Here is a 17,593-nt window from a genome sequence, read left to right on the forward strand (position 1 = left end):
TCTTGACGTGTACGGAAACACAGACTTAATGTCTCGGCTACAAATATAGACGCCGTCTCCATATGTAGACAAGAGGTTTGCTGTAGATGTCCCCTGCTCCCACGCGAGTCGCCGCCTCCCTGTCCGGCTTGCTCGCCTTCCCCGTCACACCGTTCACGGAATCGGGGGACGTGGACCTGTCCCGCTTCAGGACGCACCTCACCGACGTGCTCGCCGCGAAGCCCGCCGCGATCTTCGTCGCCTGTGGGACCGGGGAGCTGGCGTCGCTGACGGGCACCGAGCACCAGGCGGTGGTCAGGGCCGCCGCCGAGCACGTGGCCGGCGCGGTGCCCGTGCTCGCCGGGATCGGCGGCGGCACGCGGACGGCCGTGGAGTTCGCTCGTGCGGCGCAGGACGCCGGGGCCGACGGGCTGCTGGCTCTGCCGCCGTATTTGCAGGTCGGGCCGCCGGCCGGGCTCGTGGCGCACTACCGCGAGGTGGCCGCCGCCACGGAGCTGGACGTGATCCTCTACCAGCGGGGCACGGCGGTCTTCACTCCCGCCGCGGTGGTCGAGCTCGCCGAGGTGGACACCATCGTCGCCCTGAAGGACGGGCACGGCGACATGGAGCTGCTCCAGCTCATCCAGACCGCGACCGGCGGCCGGCTCCCCCTGCTGAACGGCATGCCGACCGCCGAGGTCTTCGCCCGCTCCTACGCCGGTCTCGGGGCGCGCGCCTACTCCTCGGCGGTGCTGGCCTTCGTCCCGGAGGTCGCCGTCGCGTTCTTCGAGGCGTTCGAGAATGGCGACGACGCGACCCAGCAGCTCCTGCTGCGCGAGTTCTACGCCCCTCTCGCCGAACTGCGCCGGACGACTCCCGGTTACGCCGTCTCCCTCGTCAAGGCCGGTCTGGACATCCGCGGCCGCTCCGCCGGGCCCGTCCGCTCGCCACTGGCGCAGGTCACCCCGGAGCACCGCGAGCAGCTCGCCCGCATCATCGACCGCGGCCTGGCCGCTCTCAGCGCGACGCCTGTCGCCTAGCACCTCGCCTGCCCGGCACCCGGAGCAGGCGATCTCGGAGGAACCATGATCACCACCCCCCGCCGCCGTCAGGCGGCGTCCGCCCTCTTGGCTCTCGGCACGCTGCTGTCGGCCGGCGCCTGCTCGGTCGCGAACAGCGGCCCGGAGCCCAAGTCGTCCGGCGCGGCGGCGAACACCGTCCGCATCGTGTTGCCCGAAGAGCCCCCGACCCTGGAGCCGTGCGACGCCTCCCTCACCGCGACCGGGCGCGTCACCCGGGCGAACATCACCGAGGCGCTCACCGAGCGTGACCCGAGCTCCGGGCAGCTCCAGCCGGCGCTGGCCACGGAGTGGAAGCAGGACTCGCCGACCGAGTGGACCTTCGCCCTGCGCAAGGGCGTGAAGTTCCACGACGGCACCGCGTTCGACGCCAAGGCGGCCGCCTTCGCCATCGACCGCGCCGTCGGCTCCAAGATCGACTGCAACGTGAACGGGTACGTCTTCGGCGGCATCAAGCTCACGGTGACGGCCGTGGACGACGCGACCCTCAAGGTGAAGACGGCCAAGCCGGACCCGATCCTCCCGCTGCGGCTGTCCTTCGTCGAGATCGTGCCGGCCACCACGAGCGCGACCGGCAAGGTCCGCGAGCCCATCGGCACCGGGCCTTACAAGATCGCCAAGTGGGACGCCGGCCGCAGCCTGCGCCTGGAGAAGTTCTCCGGGTACTGGGGCAAGGCGCCGGAGTTCGCCGCCGCGGAGTACGTCTGGCGCGGCGAAGGCAGCATCCGCGCGGCGATGGTCAAGAGCGACGAGGCGGACCTCGCCGTCGGCCTCGCCCCCGAGGACGGCGCCGGTGATTCCGCCGTGCAGTTCCCCAACAACGAGACCTCCTACCTGCGCATCGACGCCGCCAAGCCGCCGCTCAACGACCTGCGCGTGCGCCAGGCGATCAACTACGCCATCGACAAGGACGGGCTCGTCGCCTCGGTCTTCGCCGGGCTCGGCAAGCCGGCCGGTCAGCTCGTTCCCGAAGGCGTGACTGGTCACAGCGCGGCCATCCAGCCCTGGCCGTTCGACATGGCGCAGGCCAAGAAGCTGATCGCGGAGGCCAAGGCGGCCGGCGTCCCCACGGACACCGCCATCACGATCATCGGCCGGAACGGGATCTACCCCAAGGCCGCCGAGGCGATGGAGGTCGTGCAGAACTCGCTGAACGAGGCCGGGCTCTCGGTGAAGATCCAGATGCTCGACGTGAACGCCTGGCTGGAGTACCTGCTGCGCCCGTTCCCCAAGGACGCCGGACCCACCCTGCTGCAGGCCCAGCACGGCAACCAGGCCGGTGACGCGGCCTTCACCATGGGCCAGATCTACGGCAGCAAGGGCGCGCAGAGCAGCTTCGGCACCCCCGAACTGGACGACCTCATCACCGCCGGCGAGCAGGCCTCGGGCGAGGCGCGCCAGACGGCGTTCGCCAAGGCGCTGGACTACCAGAACAAGGACGTCGTACGGGACGCGGTCATGGCGCACATGACGGGCATCCTCGCGCTGTCGAAGAAGGTCACCTACAAGCCCAACGCCGCCACGAACGACGAGATGCGCCTCGCCGACATGCACCCGGCTGGCTGAAAGGAACAGGTGTGCTGACCTTCCTGCGGCGTCGCATCACTTCCAGTGCGATCCCGCTGGTCGTCGTGATCCTCGGCGTGTTCTACCTGGCGCGCCTGACCGGCGACCCGTCGAATCTCTACCTGCCGCTCAGCGCCACTCCGGAGATGCGGGCGGAGTTCGCCGCCCGGCACGGGTTCGACCAGCCGCTGCTCGTCCAGTTCGGCGACTACCTGGCCCAGGTGTTCCGGCTGGACTTCGGCGAGTCCCTGCGGACCGCCGAACCCGCCGCCGACGCGGTGCTGCGGGCGTTCCCCGCGACGCTGCAGCTGGCGGGCGCCACGATGATTCTGGCGATCCTCGGCGCGATCGTCGTCGGGAGCTGGGCGGCCTACAGCCCGAACTCCCTGGCCGATCGGGTCGCCAGCTTCACCTCGACGACCGCGGCCAGCATGCCGGACTTCTGGTTCGCCATCATGGGCGTCCTGGTCTTCGCCGTGGCCCTCGGCTGGCTGCCCACCTCGGGCACGGAGGGCGCGGCGGCGTGGGTGCTGCCGGTGCTCACCCTGCTGATCCGGCCGTTCGGCGTGCTCGTGCAGGTGGTGCGCGGTGCGATGGTCACGGCGCTGTCCGCGCCGTACATCAAGGTCGCCCGGAGCAAGGGCGCGGGGGAGCTGCGGGTGGTCTTCGGCCACGCGTTGCGCAACGCCGCGCCGCCGGCGCTCACCGTGGCCGGCGACCTGACGGTCGGGCTGGTCAACGGGGCCGTGGTCGTCGAGACCATCTTCGGCTGGCCGGGCATCGGCAAGCTGATGATCACCTCTATCCTGCAGCGCGACTTCGCGGTGCTGCAGGCCGCGGTCCTGGTGACCGCGATCACCATCTTCGCGCTCAACATCGTCATCGACGCCTGTTACGCGCTTCTGGACTCTCGGGTCCGCCAGGGGGTGACGACATGACTCCCGTTGACGCTCCTGCCGCCTCGCGGGCTACTTGGTGGCGGCTGCTGCTGCGGGACCGGTTCGCCTGCGTGGCGGTGGTGATCCTGCTGCTCGTGGCCGTCTCCGCCCTCATCGGGCCGCTCCTGCTCGGCGATCTGGCCGTGAAGCAGAACCTGCGGGCGGTCAACCGGCCGCCGTTCAGCCTCGACGACGGCTGGGCGTTCCTGCTCGGCAGCGACTCGCTCGGCCGCAGCCTGCTCGCCAGGCTCATCGTGGCGAGCCGCACGACACTCTCCGTCGCCGTCCCGGCGGTCGTGGTCTCCCTCGTCGTCGGGTCGATCTGGGGGATGTGGGCGGGCTATCACCGAGGCTGGCGGGAGAACGTCTCCATGCGCGTCGCCGACGTCATCCTCAGCTTCCCCTCGCTGCTGCTGGCCGTGGTCGTGCTGTACGTCTTCTCCCCCAGCGCCGGGAACATCGTCCTGGTCCTGGCGATCGCGCGGATCCCGATCTACCTGCGCGCCGCCCGGGCGGAGTCGGCCGAGCTGCAGAGCCGGCTGTTCGTCGACGCGGCGCGCACCTTCGGCGCCAAGAGCTGGGCGATCATCGCCCGGCATGTGGCACCGACCGTGCTGCCCACCCTGTTCACCGTCGCGACCCTGGACTTCTGTTTCGTGATGCTGACCGAATCGTCGCTGAGCTTCCTGGGCATCGGCATCCAGCCGCCGGACATGAGCTGGGGCCTGATGGTCGCCCAGGGCCGGCAGGTACTGCAGAGCGCCTGGTGGATCGCCGTCTTCCCGGGACTCGCCATCGTGGTGACCACCGTCTCGGCGACCGTCCTCGCGTCCTGGGCGCGCCTGGCCATGGACCCCGGCCAGCGGTGGCGGCTCACCCTGCGCCGCCCGCGCCGGGAGAACCGCCGCGAGAACAAGGAGGTGCGGGCGTGAGCGAGTCGAACGGGTCCCCGGTGCTGGAGGTGGATCGGCTGTCGGTCGACATCCGAACCCCCGCGGGGACGGTACGCGCCGTGCGCGAGGTCAGCTTCTCCGTCCGCTCCGGTGAGACGCTGGCGCTCCTGGGCGAGTCGGGCTGTGGCAAGAGCATGACGGCGCAGGCCATCGTCGGCCTCCTCGACCCGGTGGCCCATGTGGCCGGTGGCGCCGTACGCCTGGACGGGACCGACGTCCTCACCCTGTCACCGGCGCAGCGCAGACGGCTGGCCGGTCCCGGCCTGTCCATCGTCTTCCAGGACGCGCTCACCGCGCTGAACCCCGTCCAGACGGTCGGCGCCCAGCTCGCCGAGCCGTTCAGGATCCACGAGCGACTTTCGCGCCGCGCGGCGCGAAAGCGGGCCGTCGAGCTGATGGAACGGGTCGGCATCCCCGAGCCCGCCGCCCGCGTCGGCGCCTATCCGCACCAGTTCTCCGGCGGCATGCGCCAGCGGCTGCTCATCGCGCTGGCGATGGCCCTGCACCCCAAGGTGCTGCTCGCCGACGAGCCCACCACCGCCCTCGACGTCACCGTGCAGGCCCAGATCATGGAGCTGCTGCGCGAGCTGCGCACCGAGCAGCAGACCGCGCTGATCCTGATCACCCATGACCTCGCGGTCGTGGCCGAGCAGGCCGACCACGTGGCCGTCATGTACGCGGGCAACATCGTCGAGACCGGCCGGGTGGCGGACGTGTTCGCCCGGCCCCGCCACCCGTACACCCAAGGGCTGCTCGACTCGGTGCCGGCCGAGGTGGCGCGTGGAACCACCCTGAAGTCCATCCCGGGCAGCCCGCCCGACCTGCACTCGATCCCCTCGGGCTGTGCCTTCCGCGCGCGCTGCCCGATGGCCCGCGACGTGTGCGCGGAGCAGCGCCCCGTCCTCGTAGAGTCCGGACCCGGGCGCATGTCCGCCTGCCACCATTGGAGGGAGCTGAGCGATGACTGAGCCCGCCACGCCGACCCTCGCCACGAAGGAGACGGCCGTTCCCCTGCTGGACGTGGCAGGGCTGAGCAAGACCTTCCACGTGGCCCGCAGCCCGTCCGGTCGCAACCGCCTGCGCGCGCTCGACGGAGTCGACCTGCGGTTGGCGCGCGGCGAGACGCTGGGCCTGGTCGGGGAGTCCGGTTGCGGCAAGTCGACCCTCGCCCGGGTGCTCCTCATGCTGGAGCGCCCGGACCAGGGCCACGTCAGGTTCGAGGGCACGGACCCGTTCGCGCTGCGCGGCAAGGAACTGCTCAAGTGGCGCCGCCGGGTCCAGATGGTCTTCCAGGACCCGTTCGCATCGCTGAACGCCCGCCTGTGCGCCGAGGACATCATCTCCGAGCCCTGGCGTACGCACCGTGACCTGGTGCCGGCGAAGGAGCGCGGCCGGCGGGTGGCCGAACTGCTGGAGATGGTCGGGCTGCGGGCGAACGACGTCCGCCGTTACCCGCAGGAGTTCTCCGGCGGCCAGCGTCAGCGCCTGGGCATCGCCCGCGCGCTCGCCCTCGAACCGGACGTCATCGTCTGCGACGAGCCGGTGTCGGCGCTCGACCTGTCGGTCCAGGCGCAGGTGCTCAACCTCCTCACCGACCTGCAGGCCAGGCTGGGCGTGTCGTACGTGTTCATCTCCCATGATCTGTCCGTCGTCCGCCACGTCGCCGACCGGGTCTCGGTCATGTACCTCGGCAAGATCGTCGAAACGGGCCCGACGAAGCGGGTGTTCGATCAGCCGCGGCACCCCTACACCGCCGCGCTGATGTCGGCGGCGCCGGTGCTCGACGTCACCTCCGGGGCGCGGCCCGACCGGATCCTGCTCAAGGGCGAGGTGCCCTCCCCGCTCGACCCGCCGTCGGGGTGCCGGTTCCGTACCCGCTGCTGGAAGGCGCAGGACATCTGCGCCCAGGAGCCGCCGCCCCTGGAGCCGTCCGGCGAAGAGCCGCGGCACGCGGCCGCCTGCCACTTCCCCCTCCAGGAGCCGGCTGTCCGGTGAAGCGTCCAGGATGCGCCGCCGAGCGTCGGCGCATCCTGGGCTACAGGTGTTTGGTCGGTATAGTTATATAGCCGATGAAATTGACGCCGCATCGCGTCAACTGATCGAGGTCGAGCCCGCTGTCGCTCTTGTTCGCGTCGGACAACCTCTCCAGGCAGGGCAGGTCCGAGTCCGAGATCAGGCCGTAGTAATGGCGGAAGGTCAGTCCCTGGGCGCCCGAGTATCCGAGTTTTCTGCGCAACTGAGACCAGCATCCATTGTCATCGGGGAAAATCTGATTGCTCTGCCCCCAGTAATATAGGCCGTTGCCCGTATGGTGCTGCGACGTGCTGTCTGTGGTGGCCGGATCAGACCAGCCGAACGGATACAGGTGCTGGCGCGGAGGGATACGGCCAGATATCTGACCGGAAACCTCGATGTGCGCGAAAGGGCCCTCGCTGCCACGGCTGTAGGTGACGCTGTAGTTGATGAAATTGATGCCCACGCCGGGGTAGGAGATTTTGACGTACTTGTCGCTGGTCACCGGCTCGGGCAACTGTCGGCATGGCGCTCCGGACGGGCTGGTGTGGGGAGTGGCTCCCGAGGTGGCGGAGCGGGTTTGGGAGGGAGGAGTGGTTGGTTTGTCGTCCGTTTTGCTGACCAGGCTATTGACCACTCCGAAGATCCCGGCGATCACCGCCGCCAATACGGCTCCGACCACGGTGATCAGCGCCACCGTTACCTGAACGTTCCGCTCCTTGGGAGGGTCCGCATCTTGCTGTGCCGGGCCTTTCGGTTTTCGGCTCACCATCGCCTCCCACGCATCAGATGCCCACTGAACTGACGGTCCGCATGTTCTTGAGGTTTGCGCGGTACGGCCACAAATGGGTCACGGAAGCTGCCAGGAAAGCCGCGTCAGCGATGATCGATAGGTGATTTATAGATATTGTCCAGATATTCCCAGTTAAGAACCGCACGCCGAGCCCGTAGCCCGTCGCCCGGGAGTGCCCGTTCTGGGCGCATCACCCGACTGTTACGATTCAGCCCGGAGCCGTACGGGACGCCTGGGGGGTTGATGGCAGCCAGGCCGCGCCGCATCACCTCGATCGATGTGGCCCGGGAGGCCGGGGTCTCGCAGACCACGGTCAGCTACGTGCTCAACAACGTGCCGCACCAGAAGATCTCCGAGGCGACGCGGCGCCGGATCTTCGCGGCGGTCGACAAGCTGAATTACGCGCCCTCCGCCGCCGCGCGCACCCTGCGCCGGGGCCGCAGCGACCTCGTGCTGGTCGTCCTGTCCGACGTGCCGCTCGGCGCCGCGCTGGCCCAGATCGTCGAGCACCTCACTGACGACCTCGAACGCCACGGCCTGACCGCGATCACCCGCCGCGAACGCCGGCTGCCCGTGACGGCGCTGGCCCGCGAGCTCGAACCGGTGGCCATCGTCTCGTTCACCCCCATCTCCGCGGAAGACCAGGCGAGCTTGCGGGCGGCCGGTATCCGGGTCGTCAGTACCCGGCTGGACGGTGGCGGGGAGAACATCCTGACCGTTCCTCAGAACGAGATCGGCCGGCTGCAGGCCGGGCACCTGGCCGCCACCGGTCGCCGTCGCATCGGCTACGCGGCGCCGGACGACCCGCGCGTACGCGAGTTCTACGACCTGCGGCTCGCCGGCGTCCGCCAAGCCTGCGCCGAACTGGGGCTGGAGCCGCCGGACGTACAGGATGTGCCGCTCGACACGGCCACGGCCGCCGAGGTGGCGAGGGCCTGGCACGCCGCGGGCGTCGACGGGGTCTGCGCCTACAACGACGAGACCGCGTTCGCGCTGCTGGCCGGGATGCGGACCGCCGGCCTGACCGCTCCCGGCGACCTCGCGGTGATCGGCGTGGACGACATCCCGCTGGCACCCTTCGCGGTGCCGCCCCTGACCACGGTCAACCAGCACACCCAGACCTTGGCCGGGCACCTGACGGAGATGATCCTGCGGGCGGATGACGCGCGGTCGCCGCAGTCTCCGCGGACCGAGACCGCGAGCCTGGTGATCCGCGAGTCCGCCTGACCCGGGCGCGATGATCGGCGAGTCCGGTCTGGTCGCTTCGCGCACCGCCGGCTTCGACCCGGCATCCAGGACGGCAGGTCGCCGGGCCGGCGAGCTCAGGCTGCCGCGGCTTGGAGCGCGGCCAGGAGTCTGGCGAGCGGGAGGTGGGCCGCCGACGTCTCCCGAATCGCCGCCTGAATCGTCCGTACGGGCTGCGGCCCGCGTACCCGGCGAACCACGACGCCGGAATGGCGGTTGGCCAGTCCCATCCTCGGGATCAGGCAGACCCCCAGGCCGGCGGCGACGAACCCCTGTGCCGTGGGGTAATCGTCGCTTTCGACGACGACCCGCGGGGCGAAGCCGGCCGCCGCGCAGCCGGCCAGCAGGACGTCCAGGCAGGGCCCGGGCGACTCGCTGCCCACCCACGACTCGTCCGCCAACTCGCCCAGCTCTATGATCTGTCTGCCCGCCAGCCGGTGCCCCCTGGGCAGGACGGCGCGGTACGGGTCGTCGAGCAGGGGGACCAGGCGGATGCCCGCGTGGACGCGGTCGCGGGGAGCGACCACGATGGCCAGGTCGGCCTCGCCCCCCGCCACCTCCGGCAGCGGGTCGGCGGGGTCGGTCACCCGCAGATCGACCTGTACGCCAGGGTGTTCCCGGCGGAAGCGGGCCAGAGCGGGCGCCATCAAGGTCGCGCCCGCGGTGGCGAAGTAGCGGATCGCCAGCCGTCCGGTCCGCCCGGCGCGCAGGTCGGCCAGCGCCGTCTCGGCCTCCGCCAGCTGCCGGCCGATGACGGCCGCGTGCTCGCTGAGCAGCCGCCCGGCCGCGGTGGGCCGGATGCCGCGCCCGGCCCGCTCCAGCAGCACCGTTCCCGCCTCCTTCTCCAGCGCGGCCATCTGCTGACTGACCGCGGAGGGGGTGTAGCCCAGGTTGGCGGCCGCCGCGGTGACCGATCCGCTGGTGACGACCTCGCGCAGGAGTTGCATCCGTCGAACGTCGAGCATGTAGTCCACCTTAAAGGTTGGCCACAAATCTTCACTTGTCCTATGAGGTGGCCTTCAGGCAGCCTTCCTCGTGGAAAGGGGGGACTACAGTGACCAGAGGATCGTCGGCGCGGATGGCCGTACTCGCGCTGCTGTGGGGTTCGGCCTTCCTGTGGATCAAGCTCGCGCTGGACAACGGGCTGACCCCGGCGCAGATCACCGTCATCCGCGCCGCGCTCGGCGCGGTCGTCCTGCTCGGCCTGGCCCGCCTGGCCCGGCAGCGCCTGCCACGGGACCGCACGACCTGGGGACGCCTCGTCGTGGCCGCCTTCTTCTGCAACGCGCTGCCGTTCTTCCTGTACGCCGTCGGAGAGCAGAGCGTCGACTCGGGAGTGGCCGGGGTGCTGAACGCGACCACCCCGTTGTGGTCCCTGCTGATCGGCCTGATCATCGGCACCGAGCGCGGGCTCCACCGGCTGCGGCTGGCCGGGCTGCTGATCGGGTTCGCCGGCACGTTGCTGATCTTCGCGCCCTGGCACGAGAGCGGCCTGCTGAGCTGGGGAGCGCTCGCCCTGCTCGGGGCGTCGGCCAGTTATGCCGTCGCGTTCGCGTACATGGGCCGCAAACTGACCGGACAGGGCACCGAACCGCTCGCCCTGTCCGCGGCCCAGCTCATCACCGCGACCGGGCTGAGCGTCCCGGCTCTGCCCGTGACCGGCACAGCTGCGACGAGTCCCAACTCGACCGCTGTGCTCGCCGTCGTCGTGCTCGGCATCTTCAGCACCGGGATCACCTTCTACCTCAGCTACCGGCTCGTCGCCGACGAAGGCGCCACCAGCGCGGCCACGGTCGGCTACCTCCTGCCGATCGTCTCCGTCGCGCTGGGGACGATCGTCCTGGACGAACGACTCGACCTGCGCGTCCTGACCGGAATGCTGGTCGTCCTGGCCGGTGTAGGCCTGGTCCAGCGACACAGACGCCCCATCGTCGCAGAGGACGTACCAGTCAAGTGATCACGAGTTCCCCCTGGCGGATGCCCGACTTCCGTATCCTGTTCACCGCGACGGCGCTCAGCCAGCTCGCCACCAACATCGGCTACGTCGCCATCCCGCTCATCGCCGTGACCGCCCTCCACGCGGGACCCGGCCAGGCGGGGGCGCTGGCCGCGTTGAGTACCGCCGCCTTCCTCCTCATCGGCCTACCGGCGGGGGCGTGGGTGGACAGGATGCGCCACCGCCGCGTGCTGATCCTGGCCGACCTGGCCCGGGCCTTGCTGCTCGCCTCCATTCCCCTCGCCTGGTGGCTGGACGCCCTCACCTTCGGGCAGCTCTACGCTGTCGTCCTGCTGACCGGCTGCGCCACCGTCTTCTTCGACGTCGGCTCCCAGAGCGTGCTGCCGCAACTGGTCGGCCGCGACGGCCTCGTGCAGGCCAATGCCGCTGTCATGACCCTGATCGCGGCCGGCAACGTGGCCGGGCGGGGAGCGGGCGGCGGGCTCGTCCAACTGCTCACCGCGCCCGTGGCAGTGGCGTGCGCGGCGGCCGGCTACCTGGCCTCGGCCCTGCGGCTGTCCGCCATACGCGGCACCGCGGGCGCGCCCGCCGCCGAACGGCCCACCCGGCTGGGCGCCCAGATCGCGGAAGGGCTGCGGCACGTCCTCGGCAACGCCGAACTACGCGCCCTGGCTCTCACCGGGACCCTGACCAACCTCGGCTCGCAGATCGTCAACACAGTGCTGCCGATCCTGTTCGTCAGCGAGCTGGGGCTTCCGCCGGGTGCGCTCGGGCTGTTCTGGGCGGCGGGTGGAGCCGGTCTGCTGCTCGGCGCCCGGTGCGCGCGCCCGATCGGCGCGCGTCTCGGCCACGGCCGCACGCTCGGCCTGGCCGGCCCGCTGCTGGCGCCGGCGGGGCTGCTGGTGCCGCTCATCGACCGCGGCCCAGGGCTGTGGCTGGCCGGGGCCGGTTGGCTGCTGGCCATGACCAAGACGGGCATGGACAACGTCCTCGGTGTCAGCCTGCGCCAGCGGATGACGCCCGACGGCCTGCTCGGCCGCATGAATGCCACCTTCCGCTTCCTGCTCACCGGCGCGCTGGCGGTCGGCGCCGCGGTGGCGGGCCTGATCGGCGAACTGACCACCGTGCGCGTCACCCTCTGGGTGGGTGCGGTGTTACTGGCGATCGCCTTCCTGCCCGTTTTCCTGTCCCCACTCCGCGCCCGCCGCGAACTGCCGGCCGGGATCCCGGCCGCGAGCGGCTGATCGCGAAGGGCCGCGTGTAAATCGTTTCAATGGCCTCTTGTGCTCGCCTCAGGGCTGCGACTACGTTTGCGGACACGTCTTACTTCTACGTATAAGTGATGGAAATCAAGGACGTCCGCACCGAGCTCAGGGACCCCCTCATGAACCTGGAAAGCCTTGTCGCCGCGCTCTCCCTGGAGCAGAAGGTGAGGCTGCTCACCGGCGCCGACTTCTGGTCGCTCCACCCCGAACCGGCCGTGGGCCTGCGCCGGTTGGTCGTCTCGGACGGGCCGGCCGGCGTCCGTGGCGAGATCTGGGACGAGCGCGACACCTCCGTCAACGTGCCCTCGCCCACCGCGCTCGCCGCCACCTGGGACGAGGCCCGCGTCGAGGCGATCGGCCGCCTGCTGGCGGCCGAGGCTCGGCGCAAGGGCGTGGACGTCCTGCTCGCCCCCACGGTCAACCTGCACAGGTCCCCGTACGGCGGGCGCCACTTCGAGTGCTTCAGCGAGGACCCGCTGCTGACCGCCAGGATCGGTGTCGCGTACGTGCGGGGCGTGCAGAACGGGGGAGTGGGCGCGACGGTCAAGCACTTCGTCGCCAACGACTCCGAGACCCAGCGGATGACTCTCGACGCCCGGGTGGACGAACGGACGCTCCGCGAGCTCTATCTGGCGCCCTTCGAGGCGATCGTCGGGGAGGGCGAGGTATGGGCGGTGATGGCCGCCTACAACGGGGTGAACGGCGCGACCATGACCGAGAACCCGCTGCTGCGTGACGTCCTGCGGGACGAGTGGGGATTCGACGGGGTCGTGATGTCCGACTGGTTCGCCACCAGTTCCACGGAGGCGGCCGCCAACGCCGCGCTCGACCTGGTGATGCCCGGGCCGTCGGGTCCATGGGGTGCGGCGCTGGTGGCGTCGGTGCGGGCGGGCGCGGTGCCGGAGGCGGAGGTTGACGAGAAGGTGCGGCGAATCCTCCGCCTGGCCGCCCGCGTCGGCGCCCTGGACACCGCCCCCGACACCGGTGACAGTCCCGCTGCCTCGGCCGTCGCTCTCGATTCCGCTCAGGTCGCCGGCTTCGCGGGGGCTCCCAGGGGCGGGGAAGCGTACACGGAAGAGCGAGTCGCGGCGGAGGTGCGTGCGGCTGCGGCGGCCGGGTTCGTGCTGGTCCGCAACGAGGGCGGGGTGCTGCCGATCGACCCCGCCGGGTTGCGGCGGGTCGCCGTTCTGGGGCCCAACGCGGAGGTCGCCAGGACCCTGGGGGGTGGGAGCGCCACCGTGTTCCCGCCGTACACGGTCTCGCCGCTGGACGGTCTGCGGGCCGCGGTCGGTGACGGCGTCGAGGTGACGCACGCCATCGGCGTCGTCGCGCACACCCGCACGCCGATCGCGCGGGCCCCCTGGCTCGCCCTGCCTGACGGATCGGGCGTCGGCACCCACGGGTCGGGTCACGGCGCCGAGGTGCGCTACCTCGACGGCGACGGGTCCGTGCTCGCCGTGGAGCCGCGCGACGGGGGCGCGTTCAACTGGGTGATGGGCTCCTTCCCCGAGGCCGTCCCGCGCGAGCGGCTCGCCACGATCGAGGTCCGCGCCCTGATCAGGGCCACGGAGGCGGGTACGTACCTGATCGGCTCCTCGGGGCTCGGCCGTCACCGGCTCATCGTCGCGGGGCAGGAGGTCTACGACGTCGTGCTCACGCTGCCGCCGGGCGCCGACATCGTCGAGGGCATGCTGACGCCGCCGCAGCGGACCCACCCCGTACGGCTCGCGGCGGGTGAGAGCGTCGAGGTCACGCTGGTACATGATCTCGGCCGGGCGGAGGGCATGCTGCCCGGCCCCACGCTTCAGCTCAACCTGGAGCCGCCGCACGGCACGGACGAGGAGGAGATCGAGCGGGCCGTCGCGCTGGCCCGCGATGCCGACGTCGCCGTGGTGGTCGTGGGCACCAACGAGGAGGTCGAGAGCGAGGGGTTCGACCGGACGAGCCTGGCTCTGCCGGGACGCCAGGACGAGCTCGTCCGCCGCGTCGCCGCCGCGAACCCGCGCACCATCGTCGTGGTCAACTCCGGCGCCCCCGTCCTGCTGCCCTGGCACGACGAGGTCGCCGCGGTCCTGCTCACCTGGTTCCCGGGGCAGGAGTACGGCAACGCGCTGGCCGACGTGCTGCTCGGGCGGGTGGAGCCCGGCGGGCGGCTGCCCACCTCGTGGCCGCTCCGGGAGGGGGACCACGCCGCCACCCAGCCGGTCGACGGCGTGCTCACCTACGACGAGGGGCCGGCGATCGGCTACCGCGGCGAGGTCGAGGCCCTCTACCCCTTCGGTCATGGCCTCGGCTACACGACCTGGGAGTACGGTCCCGCGAAGGTTCGCCAAGACGATGCGACGGCCGAGGTCACCGTCCTGGTGCGGAACACCGGTGACCGGCCCGGACGCGAGGTCGTGCAGGTGTACGCGAGCCGCCCCGACAGCGCCGTCGAGCGTTCCCCGCGCTGGCTGGCCGGGTTCGCCACGGTCGACGCCGCGCCCGGCGAGGAGGTGGCGGTGACGGTGACCGTCCGGCGGCGGGCCGTCGAGCACTGGGACGTCGCGGCGGGCCGCTGGGCCGTCGAGCCGGGCACCTTCCGGCTGGAGGTCGGCTCCTCCTCGGACGCGAAGACCCTCTCCGAGGCGCCGGGCCTCATTTTCGATCCTCGGCGATCGTGATCAGGAAGAGGTCAGGCCGACCAGCTCGGCGCTCACCTGCCAGAGCCGCGCCGCGGCCGCCTCGTCGTAGCTGAGCTGGGAGGACCTCTTGGGTTTGCCGTTGGCGAAGTAGCGGCCCGTCACGTGTTCGAGCTCGGGAGCCTGGCCCCGACAGCCCATGAACCGGGCGCCGTGACTTCGGTCGTCTGCGGTGATGACTTTGGTTGCTTACGCACGGGTCGGTGGCGGGCTAGCATCTGCGGTCATGTTCGTGGCCAGCGTGGAGGACGTTCGGCCCGGTTGGCTGCGGTCGCGGCGTGACTGGGCGGTCGGGGCGGGCGGTTTCGTGCTCGCGCTCGCCGGGGCGGTCGCGGTCGTCTGGGGGGATCTGACGGGTGGCACGCCGGGCTGGTACCTGGTGGCCGACGTGGCGGGGGGTGCGCTGGCCTGCGCGGGGTTGTGGTTGTGCCGCAGGTGGCCGGTGCCCGTGGGGCTGGCGATCATCGCGCTGTCGGTGCCCGCGGCGGCCGCCTCGGTGGCGGCCGGGATCGCCGCGCTGATCGCGGCCCTGTATCGGCGGCCGCCCGCCGCGATCGCCGTGGGGGTCGCGGGGGTGGTGGCGACGCTGGTCAGGTTCGCCTGGCGGCCGCCGGGGGTGGCGCCCTATCCGGTGTGGGCGCTGGTGGGCCTGCTGTTCGGTGGGGCACTGACCGGCTGGGGCATGCTGGCGCGTACCCGGCGGGAGCTGGTGCTGTCGCTGGCAGAACGGGCCCGGCGGGCCGAGGCCGACCAGCGGCTCCGTGCCGAAGAGGCGCGCCGGGCGGAGCGGGTCGGCATCGCGCGGGAGATGCACGATGTGCTCGCGCACCGGCTGTCGCTGCTGGCGGTGCATGCCGGGGCGCTGGAGTTCAACGCGGGTGCGACGCCGGGCGAGGTCGCGGAGGCCGCGGGGGTGATCCGGTCGAGCGCGCACCTGGCGCTGGAGGAGCTGCGCGCGGTCATCTCGGTGCTCCGCGACGCGCCGCCGTCTGATGACGGCTCGTTGACGCGTGACCGGCCGGATCTCGTGCCGCTCGTGGCGGAGTCCCGGCGGGCGGGGATGCGGGTCGAGCTGTACGACCAGGGGCTGCGGTTGGCGGACCTGCCGGACGCCACCGGCCGTGCCGCCTACCGCATCGTCCAGGAAGGGCTCACCAACGCCCGTAAGCACGCGCCCGGCCAGCCGGTCACGGTCCTCCTGTCCGGTACGGCGGGCGCCGAGCTGCGGGTCGAGGTACGCAACCCGTCGCCTGGCGAGACGGGCACCGAGCCAGGCGGTGGAGTGGGGCGGTTCGGGGAGGATGCCGGGCTTGCCGGTGAGACCGGAGGACTCGCGTCCGGGGCCGATCTCGGGCTGACGGGTGCGGGGGCGGGGTTGGCAGGGTTGGCGGAGCGGGCGGTGCTGGCGGGTGGGCGGTTGGCGTGCGGGCCCGTGGTGGGCGGCGGGTTCCGGCTGGTGGCGTGGCTACCATGGCCGGTGTGAGTGACTCGCCACCGATCCGGGTGCTGATCGTCGATGATGACGCGCTCGTCCGTGCCGGTCTGACGCTGATGCTCAAAGGCGCGGCCGACCTCCTCGTAGTGGGCGCGGTGGCCGATGGTGGTGAGGTGCAGGCCGCGGTCGACCAGTACGCGCCCGATGTGGTGCTGATGGACATCCGGATGTCCGGGCTCGACGGCATCGAGGCGACTCGGCGACTGCGCGGCCGCCCCGAGGCGCCCGAGGTGGTCGTGCTCACCACGTTCGACGCCGACGAGCACGTCTTCCGGGCGTTGCGGTCGGGGGCCAGCGGGTTCCTGCTCAAGGACACCCCGCCGGAGGGGATCGTCGATGCCATCCGCCGGGTCGTGGGCGGCGAGCCGATCCTGTCGCCGAGCGTCACCCGGCGGTTGATCGCGCACCTGGTGCCCGAGGAGGAGAACCGCCGTCGCGCCGACGCCCGGACGGTGCTGGCGCGGCTCAGCGAGCGGGAGCGTGAGGTGGCGCTGGCGGTAGGCCAGGGCAAGCCGAACGCGGTCATCGCCGCCGAGCTGCACATGAGCGTCGGCACCGTGAAGGGCTACATCTCCCGCATCCTCACCAAGGCGGCCCTGGACAACCGGGTCCAGCTCGCCCTGGTCGTCCATGACGCCGAGAGTCCGTCATGAGGTGGAGGCTCGCAAGGTGAGCTCGATGGGGTGGATGCGTTCCGTCCCCGCCGGGCTCGTACCCCTCAGCAGGTCGAACAGCAGCTCCGCACACCGTACCCCGGCCTCCCTGGGCCGCAGGTCGATGGCGGTGATGGGCGGGTCGGCCTGCTGCATCGCGGGGCTGTCGACGCAGGAGGCGAGCAGCAGGTCGCGGCCCTCCTCGCGGAGGAGCGGCAGCAGGTCCGTGGCCGACCCGGCGGGACCGCAGACCAGTGCGTCGACGCGCGGCTCCAGCGCGAGCAGGTCGCGGGCGGCCTGGTGGACCTCGCCCGCCGAGCAGTCGAAGGGGACCGTGCGGACCAGCGGATCCACGCCGTGGCGCGTGCACCAGTCGCGGAAGCCCCGGTGTACGGAGGCGGCCCAGTCGCTCATGTCGCCGGCCACGATGAGCGCGGGGCGGGTCGCGCCGGAGGCCCGCAGATGGTCCATGAGCCGGCCCAGCATCTCGGCGTGCTCGGAGCGCACCACGCCGTCGGCCCGCCCGGTGCCGGTGAAGCGTTCGCAGGTGACCGTGGGCAGGCCGGTGTCCATGAGCTTGGCCACGATCGGGTCGTCCCCGAGCGGGTCGCCGAGGACGAGGCCGTCGACGCGCGGGGTGCGGCGGCCCGAGGTGATCAGCGTGACGTCGTAGTCGTTGTCGGCCGCCCCCTGCACGACCCCGAACACGAATGACATGTAGTAGGACGAGCGGGTGAGCACCTCGGGCACGTGCAGGCCGATGGTGCCGGTGCTCGCGCGGCGCAGGTGCCTGGCCGAGCCGTTGGGCACGTAGCCGAGCGCGTCGGCCGCCTCCATCACCCGGGCCCTGGTCTCTTCCGACACCCTGCCGGAGCCCCTGAGCGCGTCGGACGCGGTCGTCTTGGAAACCCCTGCCGTCTTGGCGACCGTGAGGATAGTGGCCGGCTCGTCTGCGCGCACGCCCCGATGTTAGCGC

Annotated in this window: 16 protein-coding genes; 12 read left to right on the forward strand and 4 right to left on the reverse strand. The window is 71.5% G+C overall.

Annotation, left to right across the window (positions count from 1 at the left end; genetic code table 11):
- The first annotated feature begins 86 nt into the window (after positions 1–86).
- From AB0B91_RS30600 to AB0B91_RS30625, 6 genes are read left to right on the forward strand one after another with little or no spacing between them, the layout of a single operon-like run.
- A complete protein-coding gene (locus AB0B91_RS30600; RefSeq protein WP_358326884.1) occupies positions 87–1,019 on the forward strand; it encodes a 5-dehydro-4-deoxyglucarate dehydratase in 933 nt (310 codons plus the stop codon).
- Positions 1,020–1,064: 45 nt separating this feature from the next.
- Positions 1,065–2,624 (forward strand): ABC transporter substrate-binding protein, encoded by a 1,560-nt coding sequence (locus AB0B91_RS30605; protein ID WP_358326886.1) that lies wholly within the window; start codon positions 1,065–1,067, stop codon positions 2,622–2,624.
- 11 nt (positions 2,625–2,635) lie between these two features.
- A complete protein-coding gene (locus tag AB0B91_RS30610) occupies positions 2,636–3,562 on the forward strand; it encodes an ABC transporter permease (protein ID WP_358326888.1) in 927 nt (308 codons plus the stop codon).
- On the forward strand, positions 3,559–4,494 hold the full coding sequence (locus AB0B91_RS30615; RefSeq protein WP_358326890.1) for an ABC transporter permease: 936 nt from the start codon (positions 3,559–3,561) through the stop codon (positions 4,492–4,494). Before AB0B91_RS30610 ends, AB0B91_RS30615 begins: the two co-directional genes overlap by 4 nt.
- Positions 4,491–5,483 (forward strand): ABC transporter ATP-binding protein, encoded by a 993-nt coding sequence (locus tag AB0B91_RS30620; RefSeq protein WP_358326892.1) that lies wholly within the window; start codon positions 4,491–4,493, stop codon positions 5,481–5,483. The genes AB0B91_RS30615 and AB0B91_RS30620 overlap by 4 nt, the downstream gene beginning before the upstream one ends.
- Positions 5,476–6,510, forward strand: a complete 1,035-nt coding sequence (locus AB0B91_RS30625) for an oligopeptide/dipeptide ABC transporter ATP-binding protein (protein WP_358326894.1) — start codon at positions 5,476–5,478, stop codon at positions 6,508–6,510. The genes AB0B91_RS30620 and AB0B91_RS30625 overlap by 8 nt, the downstream gene beginning before the upstream one ends.
- A 40-nt stretch (positions 6,511–6,550) precedes the next feature.
- Here the strand turns inward: AB0B91_RS30625 and AB0B91_RS30630 are convergent, their stop codons facing one another.
- On the reverse strand, positions 6,551–7,297 hold the full coding sequence (locus AB0B91_RS30630; protein ID WP_358326896.1) for a hypothetical protein: 747 nt from the start codon (positions 7,295–7,297) through the stop codon (positions 6,551–6,553).
- A 267-nt stretch (positions 7,298–7,564) separates the two neighbouring features.
- Here AB0B91_RS30630 and AB0B91_RS30635 point away from each other — a divergent pair, with 267 nt between their 5' ends.
- Positions 7,565–8,548, forward strand: coding sequence for a LacI family DNA-binding transcriptional regulator (locus AB0B91_RS30635; RefSeq protein WP_358326898.1), 984 nt, complete (start codon positions 7,565–7,567; stop codon positions 8,546–8,548).
- A 95-nt stretch (positions 8,549–8,643) separates the two neighbouring features.
- Here the strand turns inward: AB0B91_RS30635 and AB0B91_RS30640 are convergent, their stop codons facing one another.
- On the reverse strand, positions 8,644–9,531 hold the full coding sequence (locus tag AB0B91_RS30640; RefSeq protein ID WP_358326899.1) for a LysR family transcriptional regulator: 888 nt from the start codon (positions 9,529–9,531) through the stop codon (positions 8,644–8,646).
- An 89-nt stretch (positions 9,532–9,620) separates the two neighbouring features.
- On the opposite strand from AB0B91_RS30640, the gene AB0B91_RS30645 reads away from it, so the two are divergent.
- The 3 genes from AB0B91_RS30645 to AB0B91_RS30655 all read left to right on the forward strand — a co-directional run bounded on the left by AB0B91_RS30645 (position 9,621) and on the right by AB0B91_RS30655 (position 14,451).
- Positions 9,621–10,523 carry a DMT family transporter gene (locus tag AB0B91_RS30645; RefSeq protein WP_358326901.1) on the forward strand — a complete coding sequence of 301 codons (903 nt, stop codon included), beginning with the start codon at positions 9,621–9,623 and terminating at the stop codon, positions 10,521–10,523.
- Positions 10,520–11,767 (forward strand): MFS transporter, encoded by a 1,248-nt coding sequence (locus AB0B91_RS30650; RefSeq protein WP_358326903.1) that lies wholly within the window; start codon positions 10,520–10,522, stop codon positions 11,765–11,767. The genes AB0B91_RS30645 and AB0B91_RS30650 overlap by 4 nt, the downstream gene beginning before the upstream one ends.
- A 98-nt stretch (positions 11,768–11,865) precedes the next feature.
- Positions 11,866–14,451: a glycoside hydrolase family 3 C-terminal domain-containing protein gene (locus AB0B91_RS30655; protein ID WP_358326905.1), complete on the forward strand. Its 2,586-nt coding sequence runs from the start codon at positions 11,866–11,868 to the stop codon at positions 14,449–14,451.
- Here AB0B91_RS30655 and AB0B91_RS30660 read toward each other — a convergent pair whose 3' ends face one another.
- Positions 14,452–14,610, reverse strand: a complete 159-nt coding sequence (locus AB0B91_RS30660) for a hypothetical protein (RefSeq protein WP_358326907.1) — start codon at positions 14,608–14,610, stop codon at positions 14,452–14,454.
- An 85-nt stretch (positions 14,611–14,695) separates the two neighbouring features.
- Here AB0B91_RS30660 and AB0B91_RS30665 point away from each other — a divergent pair, with 85 nt between their 5' ends.
- Together AB0B91_RS30665 and AB0B91_RS30670 are read left to right on the forward strand one after the other, a co-directional pair.
- Positions 14,696–15,952, forward strand: a complete 1,257-nt coding sequence (locus AB0B91_RS30665; RefSeq protein ID WP_358326909.1) for a histidine kinase — start codon at positions 14,696–14,698, stop codon at positions 15,950–15,952.
- Positions 15,940–16,617, forward strand: a complete 678-nt coding sequence (locus AB0B91_RS30670; protein ID WP_358326911.1) for a response regulator transcription factor — start codon at positions 15,940–15,942, stop codon at positions 16,615–16,617. The genes AB0B91_RS30665 and AB0B91_RS30670 overlap by 13 nt, the downstream gene beginning before the upstream one ends.
- Here the strand turns inward: AB0B91_RS30670 and AB0B91_RS30675 are convergent.
- Complete coding sequence (locus AB0B91_RS30675; protein ID WP_358326913.1) at positions 16,612–17,577, reverse strand: LacI family DNA-binding transcriptional regulator; 966 nt, start codon at positions 17,575–17,577, stop codon at positions 16,612–16,614. The two genes, AB0B91_RS30670 and AB0B91_RS30675, sit on opposite strands and share 6 nt — an antisense overlap.
- Positions 17,578–17,593 lie beyond the last annotated feature (16 nt).

It is taken from the genome of Nonomuraea sp. NPDC049141 (genome assembly GCF_040648415.1).
In the GTDB taxonomy this organism is placed as follows: domain Bacteria; phylum Actinomycetota; class Actinomycetes; order Streptosporangiales; family Streptosporangiaceae; genus Nonomuraea.

Bases quoted from the DNA above. Each gene is read 5' to 3' on its own strand.
- AB0B91_RS30665 (WP_358326909.1), top strand. From the start codon at position 14,696: ATGTTCGTGGCCAGCGTGGAGGACGTTCGGCCCGGTTGGCTGCGGTCG.
- AB0B91_RS30635 (WP_358326898.1), top strand. From the start codon at position 7,565: ATGGCAGCCAGGCCGCGCCGCATCACCTCGATCGATGTGGCCCGGGAG.
- AB0B91_RS30615 (WP_358326890.1), top strand. From the start codon at position 3,559: ATGACTCCCGTTGACGCTCCTGCCGCCTCGCGGGCTACTTGGTGGCGG.
- AB0B91_RS30640 (WP_358326899.1), bottom strand. From the start codon at position 9,531: ATGCTCGACGTTCGACGGATGCAACTCCTGCGCGAGGTCGTCACCAGC.
- AB0B91_RS30600 (WP_358326884.1), top strand. From the start codon at position 87: ATGTCCCCTGCTCCCACGCGAGTCGCCGCCTCCCTGTCCGGCTTGCTC.
- AB0B91_RS30655 (WP_358326905.1), top strand. From the start codon at position 11,866: ATGGAAATCAAGGACGTCCGCACCGAGCTCAGGGACCCCCTCATGAAC.
- AB0B91_RS30625 (WP_358326894.1), top strand. From the start codon at position 5,476: ATGACTGAGCCCGCCACGCCGACCCTCGCCACGAAGGAGACGGCCGTT.
- AB0B91_RS30670 (WP_358326911.1), top strand. From the start codon at position 15,940: ATGGCCGGTGTGAGTGACTCGCCACCGATCCGGGTGCTGATCGTCGAT.
- AB0B91_RS30660 (WP_358326907.1), bottom strand. From the start codon at position 14,610: ATGGGCTGTCGGGGCCAGGCTCCCGAGCTCGAACACGTGACGGGCCGC.
- AB0B91_RS30605 (WP_358326886.1), top strand. From the start codon at position 1,065: ATGATCACCACCCCCCGCCGCCGTCAGGCGGCGTCCGCCCTCTTGGCT.